The organism is Kocuria rhizophila DC2201, from assembly GCF_000010285.1.
Classification (GTDB): domain Bacteria; phylum Actinomycetota; class Actinomycetes; order Actinomycetales; family Micrococcaceae; genus Kocuria; species Kocuria rhizophila_A.
Genome location: NC_010617.1, coordinates 1,741,976 through 1,760,841, shown reverse-complemented (window position 1 = coordinate 1,760,841; position 18,866 = coordinate 1,741,976). Strand labels below are relative to the sequence as shown.

Genomic DNA, 18,866 nt, shown 5'->3' with positions numbered 1-18,866 from the left:
GCACCATGGCCCAGCACGAGCAGCACGGAACCAACGAGGGCGCCCTGTGGGGCGGCCGCTTCGCCGGGGGACCGGCGGACGCGCTCGCCGAGCTGAGCCGCTCCACCCAGTTCGACTGGCGGCTGGCGCCGTACGACATCGCGGGCTCCCGTGCGCACGCCCGGGTGCTGCACACCGCGGGTCTGCTGGACGACGCCGAGCTCACGGGCATGCTCGACGCACTCGACCGGCTCGAGGCGGACGTGCGCAGCGGCGCGTACGCCCCGGCGCCCTCGGACGAGGACGTCCACGGCTGCCTGGAGCGCGGACTGATCGAGCGCGCCGGGGCCCAGCTGGGCGGGAAGCTGCGGGCCGGGCGCTCGCGCAACGACCAGATCGCCACGCTGGGGCGCATGTACCTGCGGGACCACGCCTCGATCGTGGCCCGCAACCTGCTGGACGTGGTGCGGGCGCTGATCGCGCAGGCCGAGCGCCACCCGAACGCCCCCATGCCCGGGCGCACCCACCTGCAGCACGCGCAGCCGGTGCTGCTGTCCCACCACCTGCTCGCCCACGCGTGGGCGGTGCTGCGCGACGTCCAGCGCTTCGTGGACTGGGACCGCCGCGCGGCCGTCTCGCCCTACGGCTCCGGGGCGCTCGCGGGCTCCTCCCTGGGCCTCGACCCAAACGCGGTGGCCGCGGAGCTCGGCTTCGACTCCGCGGTGCACAACTCGATCGACGGCACGGCCTCGCGGGACGTCTACGCGGAGTTCGCGTGGGTGTGCGCCATGGCCGCGGTGGACGTCTCGCGCATGAGCGAGGAGGTCACCACGTGGGCCACCAAAGAGTTCTCCTTCGTGACCCTGGACGACGCCTTCTCCACGGGCTCCTCGATCATGCCGCAGAAGAAGAACCCGGACGTCGCGGAGCTCGCGCGCGGCAAGGCGGGCCGGCTCATCGGCGACCTCACGGGCCTGCTGGCCACTCTCAAGGGCCTGCCGCTGGCGTACAACCGGGACCTGCAGGAGGACAAGGAGCCGGTCTTCGACGCGATCGACCAGCTCGAGGTGCTGCTGCCCGCGGTCGCCGGAATGATGGGCACGCTCGAGTTCCACCCCGAGCGCCTGGCCGAGCTCGCGCCGCAGGGCTTCGCGCTCGCCACGGACGTCGCCGAGTGGCTCGTGCGGCAGGGGGTCCCGTTCCGCGAGGCCCACGAGATCTCGGGCGAGGCCGTGCGCGTGTGCGAGGAGCAGGGCATCGAGCTGTGGGACCTCACGGACGAGCAGTTCGCGGGCATCTCGCCGCACCTGAGCCCCGGTGTGCGCGAGGTGCTCACCGTGGCCGGCTCGCTGGCCTCCCGCAGCTCCCAGGGCGGGACCGCGCCCGAGGCCGTGGCCCGGCAGCTCGCGGAGCTGGAGCGCCAGCTCGCGGAGCTCGCGGCCTTCGAGACGCGCGAGCCCGTCATCTCGTGAGTCCCGCGCTGCACGAGCTGCTCTCCCGTCCCGCGCCCGACGTCGCCCCCAGGCTGCTCGGGGCCGTGTTCGTCTGCGCGCGGGACACCGGCACGGTGGCCCTGCGCCTCACGGAGGTCGAGGCCTACGGCGGTCAGCAGGACGCGGACCTCCCGGACCCCGGGGCGCACACGTTCCGCGGCCGCACCGCGCGCAACGCCTCGATGTTCGGGCCGCCGGCCCACCTCTACGTCTACTTCACCTACGGGCTGCACCACGCCGTGAACTTCGTGTGCCGCCCCGAGGGCACGGGTGGCGGCGTGCTGATCCGCTCCGGTGAGGTGGTCCTGGGGGAGGAGACCGCCACGCGGCGTCGGCTCGCCACGCGCAGCTCGCACCCGCCGTTCGCCACCCTGGCGCGCGGCCCGGGCAACGTGGCCCAGGCACTCGGTCTCACGCTCGACGACGACGCCGCACCGCTCGTCGACCTGGGAGCCACACCGGATCCCGTGGCCCGCGCGCGGGAGGCCGTGGCCGAGCGTGAGGGCACTGTGTGGAGCGGGCTCGCGCTCGCAGAGCACCCCGCCGAGGACGTCCGCAGCACCGCGCGCACGGGCGTGTCCGGGGAGGGCGGAACCGACGCGTTCCCGTGGCGCTTCGCACTTCCGGGGGAGCCCACGGTGTCCCCGTACCGCCGGGCCACGGTCAAGCGCCGCCGCACCCGCTGAGCCGGGTCGGGGTGCCGCGCCGCTACCATGGGCGGGTGACTGAATCCGTGGAGCAGATGATCGACCGGTTGTGCGCGAAGATCCCGGACCACCCCGAACCGGGGGTGCTCTTCCGCGACCTCACGCCGCTGTTCGCGGACGGGCCCGGGTTCCACCGCACCGTGGACGCCCTCGTGGACGCGTTCGCCGGGCAGTACGACTGCGTGGCCGGCGTGGAGGCCCGCGGCTTCATGATCGCCGCCGCCGTGGCCTACGCCTCCGGGGCGGGCATCATCCCGGTGCGCAAGGAGGGCAAGCTGCCCCGGGAGACCATCTCCCAGTCCTACGCCCTCGAGTACGGCACGGGCACCCTGGAGATCCACACCGACGACGCCCCGCGGGGTTCGCGCGTGCTCGTCCTCGACGACGTCCTCGCCACCGGCGGCACGCTCGGCGCGGCGGCGTCCCTGCTCACGCGCGGCGGGTACAACGTGGCCGGTTTCGGCGTGATCATGGAGCTCACCGCCCTGCGCGGGCGCGCCCAGCTGGGCGGGCACCGCGTGCGCGCGCTGCTGCGCGTGTGAGCGGCACCGCGGCTGCGACCGGGCGGTAGGATGGTCGCTCGCCGGTCGAGGAACCGGCGTTTCCGGCTGTGTGCGTGAGGTGAACTGCGTGGAGGATTCCGCAACCGTGGGAGTGTCCCGGCAACTCGAACAGGAGCGCAGGTACGTCGCATCGGCCTACGCCCGCCTCGACGAGCTGCGGGAGCAGAACGAACGCGAGCTGCGGCGCGTGCGGAGCACCAGCTACGGCGGCGGGCACCAGGCACGCTCCGAGCGGGACGCGTTCGCCACCCACTACGAAGACCGGCTCGCGCAGCTCAACGCCGTGGACGAGCGCCTGGTCTTCGGGCGCCTGGACACCACCGAGGGCGAACGCCACTACGTGGGCCGGCTCGGTCTGGCCACGGAGGACCACCGCCGTCTCGTGCTGGACTGGCGGGCCCGCGAGGCGGGGGCGTTCTACCAGGCCACGGCGGCCACCCCCATGGACCTCGTGCGTCGGCGCCACCTGATCATGGACGGGCGGGAGGTCACCGCCCTCGAGGACGACGTCCTCGACCCCGAGCGCGTGGCGGACGAGGACGTCGTGCACGGCGAGGGCGCGCTGATCGCCGCCCTGAACTCCGAGCGCACCGGGCGCATGAGCGACATCGTGGCCACCATCCAGGCCGAGCAGGACCGGATCATCCGGGCCCCGCTGTCCGGCGTGCGGGTGGTGCAGGGCGGGCCCGGCACCGGCAAGACCGCCGTGGCCCTGCACCGCGCTGCCTTCCTGCTCTACGAGTACCGCGAGCGGCTCGCCAAGTCCGGCGTGCTCATCGTGGGCCCCTCTTCCTCGTTCCTGTGGTACATCGAGCGCGTGCTGCCCGCACTGGGGGAGACGGGCGTGATCATGTCCTCCCTCGCGGACCTCTACCCCGGCGTGCACGGCACGGTCGAGGCGGACCCGTGGGTCGCGCGCTGGAAGGCCGGGCTGCACATGGCGGACGTCGTCGCCCGGGCGGTGGCGGACCGTCAGAAGGTCCCGCCCCGCGCCCAGTGGCTCACGGTGGACGGGCACCGGGTCAAGCTCTCCCGCTCGCTCGTGCGCCGGGCCCGTGAGCGCGCCCGCGCCACGGGCAAGCCGCACAACGAGGCCCGTGAGACCTTCGTGAAGATCGTCATCAAGGAGCTCGCGCAGAAGCTGGGGGACGAGCTCAACGAGAAGGCCGGCTCCACGATGGATCGCTCCTACCTCAGGGAGGACCTGCGCCAGTCCCGCGAGGTGCGTGTGGCGCTCAACCTGCTGTGGCTCCCCCTGACGCCACAGCAGCTGGTCGCACAGCTGTTCAGCAAGGAGCACTACCTGCGCTCCGCGGCCCCCGAGCTGGACGACGCGCAGGTCGCGCGGCTGCTGCGCCCGGCGGACGCACCCCTCACGGTCGCGGACGTCCCGCTGCTCGACGAGGCCGCCGAGCACCTCGGCGACTTCGAGTCGGCCGGCATCACGGTGCGCGGGGACAGCTCGCTCGAGGAGCGCAAGTCCCAGGAGTCCGCGCAGAAGGCGCTCGAGGCCATGGCGGAGGGCTTCGAGGACATCGGCGCCCAGGGTGTGGTCACGGTCGAGCAGCTCACGGCGTTCAACGCCGAGGCGCCGCGCCGCATGACGGCGGCCGAGGCGGCGTCGTCGGACCGCACGTGGGCGTACGGGCACGTGGTCGTGGACGAGGCGCAGGAGCTCTCGCCCATGCAGTGGCGCGTGCTCATGCGCCGCTGCCCCCTGAAGTCCTTCACCGTGGTCGGGGACATCGCCCAGGCCGGCAACGCCGCGGCCGCGCGCACCTGGGCGGGCGCCCTCGAACCGTTCGTGGGGGAGCGCTTCGACCTGGAGGAGCTCACCGTCAACTACCGCACCCCGCAGCCGATCGCCGACGCCGCTGCGCGGGTGGCGCGGGCCGCGGGACTCACCGTGTCCGACCCCGCCGCGGTGCGCGACGGCGAGCCGCCCGTGCTGGTGGACGCCGCGGACGAGGGAGAGGTCACGCGGCAGGTGCTCGCGTGCGTGCGCTCGGAGCTGGACGCACTCAGCGGGGGGCTCGTGGGCGTCGTCTGCCCGGGCCCGCTCATCGGCGCCGTCGGCAGCGCCCTGGAACGCGAGTTCCCGGGCCTGGTCGCGGCCGGGATGCGCAGCCTGGACCGCCGGATCATGGTCCTCACCCCGTGGGACGCCAAGGGCCTCGAGTTTGACTCCGTGGTGGTCGTGGAGCCCCGCGAGATCGCCTCGGACCCCGCCGGTGGGGCCGGGAACCTGTACGTGGCCATGACGCGGCCCACCCAGCGGCTGTACCTCGTGGGCGCTCACGGGATGCCCTCGGGGATCGAGCCGGGAACCGGCGGCGACGGCGCGGTGTCCTGATAAATTGGAGCGCGTGTCAACCACCGATCTCAGCACGCAGCACAACGACCCCTCCTTCTCGTCCCTGTGGGAGGAGCTCAACTGGCGGGGTCTGATCCAAATCTCCACGGATCCGCAGGCCCTCCAGGAGGCGCTGGACGGTGAGCCCATCACCTACTACTGCGGCTTCGACCCCACCGCCTCGTCCCTGCACCTGGGGCACCTGGTCCAGCTGCTGCTGCTGCGCCGGCTTCAGCTCGCCGGGCACCACCCCATCGGTCTGGTGGGAGGCTCCACCGGTCTGATCGGCGACCCCCGGCAGACCTCCGAGCGGATCCTGAACTCGCGCGAGACCGTGGCGCAGTGGGTGGACATGCTGCGGGAACAGGTGCAGCGGTTCCTGTCCTTCGAGGGGGCCAACCCGGCGCGGATGGTCAACAACCTGGACTGGACGTCGCAGCTCTCGGCCATCGACTTCCTGCGGGACATCGGCAAGAACTTCCGCGTGGGAACCATGATCAAGAAGGACATCGTGGCCAAGCGCCTGAACTCGGAGGAGGGCATCTCCTACACCGAGTTCAGCTACCAGATCCTGCAGGGACTGGACTTCCTCAACCTCTACCGCCAGTACGACTGCGTGCTTCAGACCGGCGGCTCGGACCAGTGGGGCAACCTCACGTCCGGCACTGACCTCGTGCGCAAGACCGAGGGGGCCGCGGTGCACGCCATCGGCACGCCGCTGATCACCAACTCGGACGGCACCAAGTTCGGCAAGTCGGAGGGCAACGCCATCTGGCTGGACCCCGAGCTGACCTCGCCCTACGCGTTCTACCAGTTCTGGCTCAACACGGCGGACGCGGACGTCGCGGACCGCCTCAAGGTGTTCACGTTCCGCACCCGGGAGGAGATCGCCGAGCTGGAGCGTCTCACCCGCGAGGAACCGCACCGCCGGGAGGCCCAGCGCGTCCTGGCTGCGGACGTGAACACACTGGTCCACGGGGAGCAGGCCACGCAGCAGGCCGTTGAGGCATCGGCCGCCGTGTTCGGCCGGGGGTCGTTCGAGGACCTCGACGCGTCCACCCTCGCCGCCGTCGCCGAGGCCCTGCCCGGCGCCACGGTGCCCGGGGGAACGCAGCACGCCGTGGTGGACCTGCTGGTCGCCACGGGGCTGTCCGACTCGAAGTCCGCGGCCCGCCGAACCCTCAAGGAAGGCGGCGTGTCGCTGAACAACCGCAAGGTGCAGGGGGAGGACGCCGTGGTGAGCCCCGGGGACCTCCTGCACGGACGGTTCGCGCTGCTGCGGCGCGGCAAGAAGAACCTCGCTGCGGTGACCTTCACGGACTGAAGCGGGCGCGAACCCCTGGCGGGCGCGGTTCGCGCCGGTGCCGGCGCGCGCGAGCGACATCGGGGGCGCCGGCCAGCGGCCTGCAGCCCCCACACACGAGCCGGGACCGACGCTTTGCGCCGGTCCCGGCTCGTGTGTAATGTATTCCGAGTCGCCGCGGCCAGGGACCGGACAGGAACCAGGGCTGCGGGGGTGACCGGCAAAGATCAGCCCGAGGAATTCGGACCTTGTTCATGCTACGGTTGCCTGGCTTGCCCGCAGGCAGGTCGTTCACCTTGAGAAGTCAAGTTGACACGCCGAACAGACCGGCGATAAGCTATTCAAGTTGCTTCGGAAGGGACCGGAACGGTCCGATTGCGAGCAACGTAAACTGAACCGATCGTGGTGATCCTCGTGTTGGGGAGCCGCGTTGTGGTGTGTTGTTTGTCAACTCAATAGTGTGTCTAGTTTGTTGATACCAAAGTTTTATTTTTTGGTTGATGGCCCGATGCCTTTTCAGGTGTTTTCCCGTTTCCTGGGGGTGTTGGGTGTCAGCTGGGATCCTACCGGCCGCGCTGAGGTGTGGTGGGTGGTTTCTGTTGAATTTTTTGACGGAGAGTTTGATCCTGGCTCAGGACGAACGCTGGCGGCGTGCTTAACACATGCAAGTCGAACGCTGAAGCTTGGTGCTTGCACTGGGTGGATGAGTGGCGAACGGGTGAGTAATACGTGAGTAACCTGCCCTTGACTCTGGGATAAGCCTGGGAAACTGGGTCTAATACTGGATACGACGGCGCATCGCATGGTGTGTTGTGGAAAGGGTTTTACTGGTTTTGGATGGGCTCACGGCCTATCAGCTTGTTGGTGGGGTAATGGCTCACCAAGGCGACGACGGGTAGCCGGCCTGAGAGGGTGACCGGCCACACTGGGACTGAGACACGGCCCAGACTCCTACGGGAGGCAGCAGTGGGGAATATTGCACAATGGGCGGAAGCCTGATGCAGCGACGCCGCGTGAGGGATGACGGCCTTCGGGTTGTAAACCTCTTTCAGCACGGAAGAAGCGAGAGTGACGGTACGTGCAGAAGAAGCGCCGGCTAACTACGTGCCAGCAGCCGCGGTAATACGTAGGGCGCAAGCGTTGTCCGGAATTATTGGGCGTAAAGAGCTCGTAGGCGGTTTGTCGCGTCTGCTGTGAAAGCCCGGGGCTTAACCCCGGGTGTGCAGTGGGTACGGGCAGACTTGAGTGCAGTAGGGGAGACTGGAATTCCTGGTGTAGCGGTGAAATGCGCAGATATCAGGAGGAACACCGATGGCGAAGGCAGGTCTCTGGGCTGTTACTGACGCTGAGGAGCGAAAGCATGGGGAGCGAACAGGATTAGATACCCTGGTAGTCCATGCCGTAAACGTTGGGCACTAGGTGTGGGGAACATTCCACGTTTTCCGCGCCGTAGCTAACGCATTAAGTGCCCCGCCTGGGGAGTACGGCCGCAAGGCTAAAACTCAAAGGAATTGACGGGGGCCCGCACAAGCGGCGGAGCATGCGGATTAATTCGATGCAACGCGAAGAACCTTACCAAGGCTTGACATACACCGGACCGGGCCAGAGATGGTCTTTCCCCCTTGTGGGGCTGGTGTACAGGTGGTGCATGGTTGTCGTCAGCTCGTGTCGTGAGATGTTGGGTTAAGTCCCGCAACGAGCGCAACCCTCGTTCTATGTTGCCAGCACGTGATGGTGGGGACTCATAGGAGACTGCCGGGGTCAACTCGGAGGAAGGTGGGGATGACGTCAAATCATCATGCCCCTTATGTCTTGGGCTTCACGCATGCTACAATGGCCAGTACAATGGGTTGCGATGCCGTGAGGTGGAGCTAATCCCAAAAAGCTGGTCTCAGTTCGGATCGTGGTCTGCAACTCGACCACGTGAAGTCGGAGTCGCTAGTAATCGCAGATCAGCAACGCTGCGGTGAATACGTTCCCGGGCCTTGTACACACCGCCCGTCAAGTCACGAAAGTTGGTAACACCCGAAGCCGGTGGCCTAACCCTTGTGGGGGGAGCCGTCGAAGGTGGGACTGGCGATTGGGACTAAGTCGTAACAAGGTAGCCGTACCGGAAGGTGCGGCTGGATCACCTCCTTTCTAAGGAGCACTGTGGCTGGCCGTGTGGCCGGCACCCACGATCCTCGTCATTTTCGGCGGGGTGTGGTTGATGCTCATGGGTGGAATATCAGCAAGCGGACACGCTGTGCCCTGACACGGGAACACGACCGGACACGAGTTCTGGTGGTGGTGTTGGGGTGGCGGCGTGGTGGCACATTGTTGGGTTGTCGATCAACACGTCAGTGTTGGTTGGTTTCCCGCAGCATCACGAGACTGGGATGGTTGTCCTGGTGAGGTGGTGTTGGTGGGTTGTTGTTTGTCAACTACATAGTGGACGCGAGCATCTTTGACGCCGCGCACCTGGAAGGGTGTGTGGTGTGTTCTTTGATGATTTATTTGTGTTGTGTGGCGTATAAGTTGTTACGAGCACACGGTGGATGCCTTGGCATCAGGAGCTGATGAAGGACGTGGAAATCTGCGATAAGCCTCGGGGAGCTGATAAACGAGCTGTGATCCGAGGGTCTCCGAATGGGGTAACCCGGCTGCGTATTATGCGTGGTCACTCGTATCTGAATTCATAGGGTGCGAGGAGGAACGTGGGGAAGTGAAACATCTCAGTACCCATAGGAAGAGAAAACAACAGTGATTCCGTGAGTAGTGGCGAGCGAAAGCGGATGGTGGCTAAACCGGTTGTGTGTGATACCTGGCGAGGGTTGCATGATCGGGGTTGTGGGATGCGTTGTTCCTGGGGTCGCCACCCTGGGCGCTGTGGCGTGGTGGTAGTCGAACTGGTGGTGAGTGCCAGACCGTAGGGGGTGTGAGTCCCGTAGACGAAACTGTCATTGTCGTGGTGTGACGTTGTTCCCGAGTAGCACGGGGCCCGTGAAATCTCGTGTGAATCTGCCAGGACCACCTGGTAAGCCTGAATACTTCCTGATGACCGATAGCGGATCAGTACCGTGAGGGAATGGTGAAAAGTACCCCGGGAGGGGAGTGAAATAGTACCTGAAACCGTGTGCTTACAAGCCGTTGGAGCCTTTTGGGGTGACAGCGTGCCTTTTGAAGAATGAGCCTGCGAGTTAGTGTTACGTCGCGAGATTAACCCGTGTGGGGTAGTCGTAGCGAAAGCGAGTCTGAATAGGGCGTTGTGAGTGGCGTGATCTAGACCCGAAGCGGAGTGATCTACCCATGGCCAGGTTGAAGCGCGTGTAAGAGCGCGTGGAGGACCGAACCCACTTCAGTTGAAAATGGAGGGGATGAGCTGTGGGTAGGGGTGAAAGGCCAATCAAACTCCGTGATAGCTGGTTCTCCCCGAAATGCATTTAGGTGCAGCGTTGCGTGTTGCTTGCTGGAGGTAGAGCTACTGGATGGCTGATGGGCCCTACAAGGTTACTGACGTCAACCAAACTCCGAATGCCAGTCAAGTGTAAGCGTGGCAGTGAGACTGTGGGGGATAAGCTTCATAGTCGAAAGGGAAACAGCCCAGACCATCAACTAAGGCCCCTAAGCGTGTGCTAAGTGGGAAAGGATGTGGAGTTGCTGAGACAACCAGGAGGTTGGCTTAGAAGCAGCCACCCTTGAAAGAGTGCGTAATAGCTCACTGGTCAAGTGATTCCGCGCCGATAATGTAGCGGGGCTCAAGTACACCGCCGAAGTTGTGGCATGACACCGTTAGCTGAGCCGTTTGTGGTTGAGGTGGTGTTGTGGGTAGGGGAGCGTCGTTGGGGTAGTGAAGCTGCGGGGTGACCCAGTGGTGGAACCTCAACGAGTGAGAATGCAGGCATGAGTAGCGATAGACGGGTGAGAAACCCGTCCGCCGGATGATCAAGGGTTCCAGGGTCAAGCTAATCTGCCCTGGGTGAGTCGGGACCTAAGGCGAGGCCGACAGGCGTAGTCGATGGACAACGGGTTGATATTCCCGTACCGATGAAGAACCGACCCTACTGAGCCGGGGATACTAACCACCCGAGCCACCATGACCGTGACCCCTTGTGGGTCGCGGGGTGTGTGGTGAGGCTGGGACCTGATCCGGGGAGGTAAACGTGTTAACAGGTGTGACGCAGGAAGGTAGCCGAGCCAGGCGATGGTTGTCCTGGTCTAAGCATGTAGGGTGACCCGTTGGTAAATCCGCGGGTTGTGTGCCTGAGATGTGATGGGACTCTCTTAGGTGAGAGAATTCGGTGATCCTATGCTGCCAAGAAAAGCATCGACGTGAGGTTCTAGTCGCCCGTACCCCAAACCGACACAGGTGATCAGGTAGAGAATACTAAGGCGTTCGAGAGAATCATGGTTAAGGAACTCGGCAAAATGCCCCCGTAACTTCGGGAGAAGGGGGGCCCTGTCTGGTGAGCACACGTGCTGTGTGAGCTGGGTGGGGTCGCAGAGGCTAGGGGGAAGCGACTGTTTATCAAAAACACAGGTCCGTGCGAAGTCGTAAGACGATGTATACGGACTGACTCCTGCCCGGTGCTGGAAGGTTAAGAGGACCTGTTAGATCCTTCGGGGTCGAAGCGGAGAATTTAAGCCCCAGTAAACGGCGGTGGTAACTATAACCATCCTAAGGTAGCGAAATTCCTTGTCGGGTAAGTTCCGACCTGCACGAATGGAGTAACGACTTCCCTACTGTCTCAACCATGAACTCGGCGAAATTGCAGTACGAGTAAAGATGCTCGTTTCGCGCAGCAGGACGGAAAGACCCCGAGACCTTTACTATAGTTTGGTATTGGTGTTCGGTGTGGCTTGTGTAGGATAGGTGGGAGACTGTGAAGCCATCACGCTAGTGGTGGTGGAGTCGTTGTTGAAATACCACTCTGGTCACTCTGGACATCTAACTTCGGCCCGTGATCCGGGTCAGGGACAGTGCCTGATGGGTAGTTTAACTGGGGCGGTTGCCTCCTAAAGAGTAACGGAGGCGCCCAAAGGTTCCCTCAGCCTGGTCGGCAATCAGGTGTTGAGTGTAAGTGCACAAGGGAGCTTGACTGTGAGAGTGACAGCTCGAGCAGGGACGAAAGTCGGGACTAGTGATCCGGCGGTACATTGTGGAATGGCCGTCGCTCAACGGATAAAAGGTACCTCGGGGATAACAGGCTGATCTTGCCCAAGAGTCCATATCGACGGCATGGTTTGGCACCTCGATGTCGGCTCGTCGCATCCTGGGGCTGGAGTTGGTCCCAAGGGTTGGGCTGTTCGCCCATTAAAGCGGTACGCGAGCTGGGTTCAGAACGTCGTGAGACAGTTCGGTCCCTATCCGCTGCGTGCGTTGGAAATTTGTGGAGGCCTGTCCTTAGTACGAGAGGACCGGGACGGACGAACCTCTGGTATGTCAGTTGTTCCGCCAGGAGCATCGCTGATTAGCTACGTTCGGGATTGATAACCGCTGAAAGCATCTAAGCGGGAAGCTTGCTCCGAGATGAGATTTCCTGACCCCCTTTGTGGGGTGTGAGGTGCCCAGTAGACGACTGGGTTGATAGGCCAGGTGTGGAAGCGTTGTAAGGCGTGGAGCTGACTGGTACTAATACACCGAAGACTTATACACACACGATCTGTCATCAAGAGAGTGGTGTTCGCGTTCACTATGTGGTTGACCACCAACAACCCCCACCCCGGACGGGGTGTGGGTGTGTGGTTGACAGAGGAATACAGGTTTGACCCGTGGTAGGCACGGGAACCAGGTTTCCGCCCCCGGGTTGTGGGGTGGTGCAGGTTTCCGGTGGTTATAGCGTGGGGGAAACGCCCGGTCCCATCCCGAACCCGGTAGCTAAGACCCACAGCGCTGATGGTACTGCACTCGGTAGGGTGTGGGAGAGTAAGTCACCGCCGGAATTATTGTGAACAGGGTTGAGGCCCCACACCGTACGGTGTGGGGCCTCCCCGCATTTAACACGCGGTCTATGCCGCCTGCTGGCGGGCACCGCCGGCAGAGGGCACATCCCCCCGCCCCGTCGGCGTGGTGGTCTCATACCGGGTGGGGGCGGTCTCGTGGCCACTAGCTGGCTGCTCACAACTGGGTGCTCACAAGGGGAGCCCCGTGGTCGGAGGCTTTTAATCCGGGATTCCTAACCGGGGACTCATATCCGCAGGCGACGCGCGGCAGGCGGCGGACGGCTATCTCTTGCTCTCTCACCCTGCCCTGTGGCTCCTGGTCTGTCCGGCACTGGTGGATGTGCCCCAGGCCTCTCTGGCGCTGCCTGGGGCGGCCCCGGTCCTTGCGGCGCTGTGTTCGGTACGTCTCGGCCTGTGCGACGCCCTCCCGCTATCTGCCCCGCGTCGGGAGAGCGACCGTCGTGGTCTGCGCCGGTGAGTCCGTGGGGCTGTCTTGCTGTCGACCCTGATCCAGACATGACTGCGGCGCGCCACCGTGGTGACGCGCCGCTACGAAGTGTCCCCCGTGGTGACGGGGTTTCTTTCCTTCTAGCGTGCGGGGGCGGCGGGGGCGTTGCGCAGCCGGCCGTTCTTGCCCCGCAGGAGCTTGTCCATGATGGCGGCGATGGCACCGTCGCCGGTCACGTTACAGGCCGTTCCGAAGGAGTCGATGGCCACGTACGTGGCGATCATCAGGCCCACGGCGGTCTCGTCGAAGCCGAGCTGCGACTGGAGGATCGCCACCGCGGCCATGATGGCGCCCCCGGGAACACCCGGGGCGGCCACCATGGTCACGCCCAGCAGGAAGATGAACCCGATGTACTGCCACGGGTCGATGGGCATTCCGGAGATGGTCATGATGGCCGTGGAGAACAGCACGATCTTCATCGTGGAGCCGGACAGGTGGATGGTGGCGCACAGCGGGATGGTGAATCCGGCCACCCGTTCGTCCACACCGTTGCGGCGGGCGCACGCCAGGGTCACGGGGATGGTCGCCGCCGACGACGCCGTGCCCAGCGCCGTGGCGTAGGCCGGGAGCATGTTCTTGAGCATTACCAGGGGATTGGCGCGGGTGACCGCACCCGCGATGCAGTACTGGATGAGCAGGATGACCACGGTCATGATGAACGCCAGAACCACGACGCGCAGGAACGTGGTGATCACCACCGCGATCTGCCCGTTCATGGTCAGGCTCATGAACATTCCGAAGATGTACAGCGGCAGCAGAGGGATGATGACCTTCTCCACGGTGCGCATGACGATGGTGCGCAGCTCCGCGAACCCGGAGTGCAGTGTGGTGCCGCGCACGAAGGTGATTCCCACGCCCAGGCAGAACGCCAGGACGAGCGCCGTCATGACGTCGAAGACCGGCGGCATGGTGATCTCGAAGTAGCCCCCGAGCGCGTGGTCCTCCGGGTTCTCCAGCCCGTTCACTGCGGTCTTGTCCCCCAGCAGCCACGGGTAGCTGGTGGTGGCCACGGCGAAGGCCAGCAGACCCGCGAACACCGTGGAGCCGTACGCCACCGCCGCGGTGACCGCGAGCCACTTGCCGGCACCTCGCCCCAGGTCCGCGATGGCCGGCGTGACCAGGCCCACGATGATGAGGGGGATCAGGAAGCCGAGGAACTGGCTGAAGATGCCGTTGAACGTGAGGAACACGCGGGCGAGCCAGTCGGGGAGCACGAGCCCGAGGGCACTGCCCAGGACGATGGCCAGGAGCACCCGCACGAGCAGGTTTCGGGAGAGGGATCTCAAACGCATGCTCCATTATCAACTGTGCCCGGTGGCGGAGGGCGTACTCGCCCTCCAGCGCGTGGCGCAGACGCCCGGTTGAGCGGTGGACGCGCTGCATTGTGAGGGCGTCGGACGGCGTTTGTAGAATGCTCAGCAGACCAGTCGGGCACCGCCACGCGCCGTGCCCTCCAGAGCGAGGCCGCAGGCCGCAGTAGGAGACACCCCTTGAGCGAATCTGAACAGCACGGGTCCCACGACCGCCCGGACCGTGGGCGCAACGGGGGCGGCCGGGACGGATGGCGTGCTCGTGACGACCGCGGCGGGCCCCGCCGTGACTCCTACCGTCGAGAGGGCCGCGGGGGCGACGACCGCCGTGACGGGTACCGTTCCTCGTCCCGCGACGGCTTCGACGGGGACGCCGGTGGAGCCCGCGGCGGTTCCGACCGCGGGTACCGTGGCCGCGATGGCCAGGGCCACGGAGGTCGTCGGGATGACCGCGGTGTCCGGGACGACCGCTACAGCAACCGGGACAGCTCGCGCGGTGGGGCCGACCGGCGCGGTGACCGCCCGGGCGGCGGGCGCGACGACCGGCGGGGTAGCGGCTATGCCGGGCGCGACGGAGACCGCCGCCGCACCGACCGTGACGGCTACCGCGATGGCGGTCGGCGGGACGACCGCTCCGGTGACCGGCGTGAGGACCGCCGGGAAGAGCGGCGTCGTGATGACCGGGGTGGTTTCTCCCGGGGAGGGGACGCACGTCGCTCCGGCGGGCACGGCTCCCGGGACGACCGTTTCGGCCGGGATGCGCGCCCGTACTCGCGGCGCGGCGACGACCGACGGGACGACCGACGGGACGACAGGCGGGACGACCGCCGCAACGACCGGGGCCCCCGGGAGCAGTCCCGCGGCGGCGGTTTCCAGCGCCCGGGCGGGGACCGTTTCGAGGACCGTGGCGCACGCGGGGGCCGCGACGCGCCGGGCACGGGGGAGCGGCGCGACCGGTCCTCGGACCGGCGCGGCTCCGACCGCCCGGACCGGCGTCATGAGCGCGGCGGTCACGACCGCGGCGGCCACCGCTCCGAGCCCCGCGGCACGTACGACCGTGACGAGCGCCGCGGTGGCCACGAGGACTCCCGTCCCCGTTTCGTGGCCCCGGAGATCGACGCGGACGTCACGGGCCGGGAACTGGACCGGTCCATGCACCACGAGCTGAAGGCGCTCGAGCCGAGCAACGCGGAGCGGGTGTCGCAGCACCTCGTCATGGCCGCCCGCTACATCGACGACGACCCCGAGTTCGCCCTCGAGCACGCCAACGCCGCGGTGCGCAAGGCCGGTCGGATCGGTGTCGTGCGCGAGGCCGCAGGTGTGGCCGCGTACGCCGCCGGGGACTACGCGCTCGCGCTCAAGGAGCTGAGGACCCACCGCCGGATCTCCGGCTCGCAGCAGCACCTGCCGCTGATGGTCGACGCCCAGCGCGCCCTCGGCCGCGCGGACAAGGCCATGGAGGAGGCCACCTCCGCGGCGGCCGCGGACCTCGATGCCGAGGCGAAGGCCGAGCTCGCCATGGTCGTCTCCGGCATCCACGCGGACGCGGGGGACCACGACGCCGCCCTGGCCGCCCTGGAGATCCCGCAGCTCGACAAGAACCGTGGTTTCGTCTACAGCCCCAAGCTCTTCCGTGCCTACGCCGAGGCCCTGCGGGCGGTTGGGCGGGACAGGGAGTCGGTGTCGTGGGAGCGCCAGGCCATCGTGGCCGAGGCGGCCCTGGGCATGGGCCAGTTCTCCGAGCCGGAGATCGTGGACCTCGGCGACGACCTCGACGAGGAGGAGGCTCGCCGTACCGTGCGCGAGGCCCAGCAGCGCCACAGCGCCCCGCAGCCCCCCGCGGGCGAGGGGCCGGACACGGAGGGAACGGACGCTGCGTCCTCGGCGTCCGAGCGCTCAGCCGCTGAGGAGCCGACATCCGAGGACCGTGGCGCCGATGACCGGAGCGTTGAGAACCGGAGTGCCGGGGACCTTAGCGCCAATGACTCGGGCGCGGACACCACGCCCCCTGAGGGCCCGGCAGTTGAGGCGCGGACGTCCGTGGACCCCGAGGGGGAGCCCGCATCCGCGGCGGCCGCCCAGGGAGGAGAGGCCTCCACGGTGGAGACCGCCGCTCCGCACGTGGCTCGTGCCCCCGGGGACGCTGACGCTTCCACCGGGTCCGCTGGCGGACCCGCCTCGCAGCACGCCGCCTCTGAGGAGCCTGCCGCGAACGTGGCGACGCACGACGCCGCCTCCGACGCCGCCGTGACTGAGGGCCAGGTTCCCGCCGCGCAGGAGGCCTCGGCCTCCCGCTCGGTCGAGACCCCCGAGCGCTCTCCGGAGTCGGAGGTCCACCCGTCGGAAGCGTCCGAGGACACCGCGAACGGCTCGACCCCGCAGCACCGTGCGGACTGACGGGCAAGCGTCAGCCGACGAGCAGCAGGCCAGCCCGCCGCTGATCGAACGCTTCGACGCCCTGCTGTGCGACCTGGACGGCGTGGTCTACGCGGGCCCGCACGCGATCGCCGGTGCCCCCGAGGCCCTGGAGCGAGTGCGGGCCTCGGGCCGCTCCGTGGTGTACGTGACGAACAACGCCTCTCGGCCCCCGAGCGCGGTGGCCGAGCACATCACCTCCCTCGGCGCCCCCACCGCGGTGGAGAACGTGGTCAGCTCGGCGCAGGCCGCTGCCGCGCTGCTCGCGGAGAGGCTGCAGCCGGGCGCCCGTGTGCTGGTCACGGGCTCGAGCGCGCTCGCGGAGGAGGTCCGCGGCGTCGGGCTGGTGCCCGTCACCTCCCAGGAGGATCGCCCCGTGGCCGTGGTGCAGGGCTTCGACCCGCACCTCGGGTGGGAGCAGCTGGCCGAGGCGGCGTTCACCCTGGCGGACGACTCCGTGCTGTGGTGCGCCACGAACACGGACCGCACCATCCCCAAGGAGCGTGGGATCGCACCGGGCAACGGGACCCTCGTGGCCGCCGTGGCGGAGGCCACCGGCCGGGAACCGCTCGTCGCGGGCAAACCGGAGGCACCGATCTTCCGTGAGGGCGCCGAACGCGTGGGCGCGCGACGGCCCGCAGTGGTGGGGGACCGTCTCGACACGGACATCCTGGGCGCCCACCACGCGGGCATGGACAGCATCCAGGTGCTCACAGGGGTGGACCGCCCGGCGTCCGTCCTCGCGGCCCGCGCGGCGGAGCGGCCCACCTACCTGCTCGGCTCGCTGACCCAGCTGTTCGAGCCCTACCCGGAGATCGTTGTGTCCCACGACGGTGACTGGGTCTCGGCGACGTGCGGTGCCGCGCGCGCGGACGTCGCGGGCGACGTCGTCACCGTCACGGGCGCGCCCGAGCACCTGGACGGCTGGCGCGCCGCGTGCGCCGCGTGGTGGCGGGCCCGCCCCGAGGCCGAGCACCCCACGGAACCGGTTCTCGAGTGGGGCGCTCGTGAGTCCTGACCAGCACCCGGCGCCGCAGCAGGACCTGTCCGCCCACGTCGACCCGGCCGGGGCTGCGGCGTCCCACGACCCCTTCGCTGACGACGACGCTCGGAACGGTTTCCCTGCCGCCGATCGGCGGGAGCCGGGTCACCCGTCCGACGCCGGCCCACCCCGGACGGGGTTCGAGCCGGTGGACGGGGTCCTGGGCCGGGAGTCGGAGATCGCCCGCCTGCCCGTGACGCACCGCGCCGAGGCATTCTCCGCGCTGCACGCCGAGCTCGAGCGCATCCTGGCGCAGGATCCCGCAACCCTGCCCGCGGGACTGACCGGGTCGGTGGCCGGCCGCTCCGCGCCGGGACCCGGGGACGCGTCGTCGGCACCGGGGAGCACACGGCCCACATCGGAGTCCGACGCTGCACCCCGAGGGGAGAGCGGACCCGTGGACGCGACCGGTCCGACGGGACCCGCGGACGGCACCTCGGCCGTACCCGGGCCCGCCCGTCCCGAGACCTGGTCGGCGGAGGACGGAACCCGGTGAGCACCCGACTCGACCGGGCGCTCACGGACCGCGGGCTGGCCCGCTCCCGGACCGTTGCCGCGGGGTGGATCAGGGACGGGAAGGTGAGCGTCAACGGTGCCCCGGTGACCAAGGCCTCCACACCTGTCTCGGAGCAGGACCGGGTGGAGGTCGAGACCTCCCCCGAGGACGAGTACGCGAGCCGCGCGGCCCACAAACTGGTGGGTGCGCTCGAGTGCTTCTCCGACGTGGACCCGGCCGGCCGCCGGTGCCTCGACGCCGGCGCGTCCACAGGCGGTTTCACGGACGTCCTGCTGCGCCGCGGCGCCCGGGAGGTGGTCGCCGTGGACGTGGGGCACGACCAGCTGGTCCCGCAGCTGCGCGCCGACCCCCGGGTGCACGTGCACGAGGGCCTCAACGTGCGCTACCTCGACGCCGCCGAGATCGGCGGGCCGGCCGAGCTCACCGTGTGCGACCTGTCCTTCATCTCCCTCACCCTGGTGGTTCCCACCCTGGCGGGTGCCACCGTGCCCGGCGGGGACCTGCTGCTGATGGTCAAACCGCAGTTCGAGGTGGGGGTCCACAACCTCTCCCGCACCGGGGTGGTCACCTCGGAGCGGGCCAGACAGGACGCGGTGCGGCGCGTGGTCCGGTGCGCGGGCGACGTCGGGCTCGAGGTGCGGGCCACGGCCCCGAGCCCCCTGCCCGGGCAGGACGGCAACGTGGAGTTCTTCGTGCGGTGCCGCCGTCCACCGCACGCTGTCCCCGTCGGATCGCTCGCGTAGTGTGGGCAGGG

Annotated in this window: 10 protein-coding genes and 3 rRNA genes; 12 read left to right on the top strand and 1 reads right to left on the bottom strand. The window is 67.6% G+C overall.

What is annotated here, in order from left to right; genetic code table 11:
* Positions 1-5 precede the first annotated feature (5 nt).
* From argH to rrf, 8 genes are all read left to right on the top strand, one after another.
* On the top strand, positions 6-1,451 hold the full coding sequence (gene argH, locus KRH_RS07620; RefSeq protein WP_012398616.1) for an argininosuccinate lyase: 1,446 nt from the start codon (positions 6-8) through the stop codon (positions 1,449-1,451).
* Positions 1,448-2,158, top strand: coding sequence for a DNA-3-methyladenine glycosylase (locus KRH_RS07615; RefSeq protein ID WP_012398615.1), 711 nt, complete (start codon positions 1,448-1,450; stop codon positions 2,156-2,158). The genes argH and KRH_RS07615 overlap by 4 nt, the downstream gene beginning before the upstream one ends.
* Positions 2,159-2,193: 35 nt before the next feature.
* Entirely contained in the window at positions 2,194-2,721 is a 528-nt protein-coding gene (locus KRH_RS07610; RefSeq protein ID WP_012398614.1) for an adenine phosphoribosyltransferase, read from the top strand.
* Between the two features lie 70 nt (positions 2,722-2,791).
* A complete protein-coding gene (locus tag KRH_RS07605; protein ID WP_012398613.1) occupies positions 2,792-5,095 on the top strand; it encodes a HelD family protein in 2,304 nt (767 codons plus the stop codon).
* A gap of 13 nt (positions 5,096-5,108) precedes the next feature.
* Positions 5,109-6,419: a tyrosine--tRNA ligase gene (gene tyrS / locus KRH_RS07600; RefSeq protein WP_012398612.1), complete on the top strand. Its 1,311-nt coding sequence runs from the start codon at positions 5,109-5,111 to the stop codon at positions 6,417-6,419.
* Between the two features lie 587 nt (positions 6,420-7,006).
* Positions 7,007-8,537 (top strand): 16S ribosomal RNA (locus tag KRH_RS07595).
* A 371-nt stretch (positions 8,538-8,908) separates the two neighbouring features.
* Positions 8,909-12,033: ribosomal RNA gene (locus KRH_RS07590) — 23S ribosomal RNA — on the top strand.
* A 170-nt stretch (positions 12,034-12,203) separates the two neighbouring features.
* A 5S ribosomal RNA gene (gene rrf / locus KRH_RS07585) occupies positions 12,204-12,320 on the top strand.
* The 16S, 23S and 5S rRNA genes sit together here, the layout of an rRNA operon.
* Positions 12,321-12,908: 588 nt before the next feature.
* Here rrf and KRH_RS07580 read toward each other — a convergent pair.
* Positions 12,909-14,120, bottom strand: a complete 1,212-nt coding sequence (locus tag KRH_RS07580; RefSeq protein WP_012398611.1) for a dicarboxylate/amino acid:cation symporter — start codon at positions 14,118-14,120, stop codon at positions 12,909-12,911.
* 198 nt (positions 14,121-14,318) lie between these two features.
* On the opposite strand from KRH_RS07580, the gene KRH_RS12650 reads away from it, so the two are divergent.
* The 4 genes from KRH_RS12650 to KRH_RS07560 are packed head-to-tail and all read left to right on the top strand — an operon-like array spanning position 14,319 to position 18,855.
* The gene (locus KRH_RS12650; protein WP_012398610.1) at positions 14,319-16,535 is read left to right on the top strand and encodes a hypothetical protein; all 2,217 of its coding nucleotides are present in this window, start codon (positions 14,319-14,321) and stop codon (positions 16,533-16,535) included.
* Positions 16,525-17,571, top strand: coding sequence for an HAD-IIA family hydrolase (locus KRH_RS07570; RefSeq protein ID WP_012398609.1), 1,047 nt, complete (start codon positions 16,525-16,527; stop codon positions 17,569-17,571). Before KRH_RS12650 ends, KRH_RS07570 begins: the two co-directional genes overlap by 11 nt.
* The gene (locus KRH_RS07565; protein WP_012398608.1) at positions 17,561-18,091 is read left to right on the top strand and encodes a hypothetical protein; all 531 of its coding nucleotides are present in this window, start codon (positions 17,561-17,563) and stop codon (positions 18,089-18,091) included. Before KRH_RS07570 ends, KRH_RS07565 begins: the two co-directional genes overlap by 11 nt.
* Positions 18,088-18,855, top strand: a complete 768-nt coding sequence (locus KRH_RS07560; RefSeq protein ID WP_012398607.1) for a TlyA family RNA methyltransferase — start codon at positions 18,088-18,090, stop codon at positions 18,853-18,855. The genes KRH_RS07565 and KRH_RS07560 overlap by 4 nt, the downstream gene beginning before the upstream one ends.
* Positions 18,856-18,866: the final 11 nt, after the last annotated feature.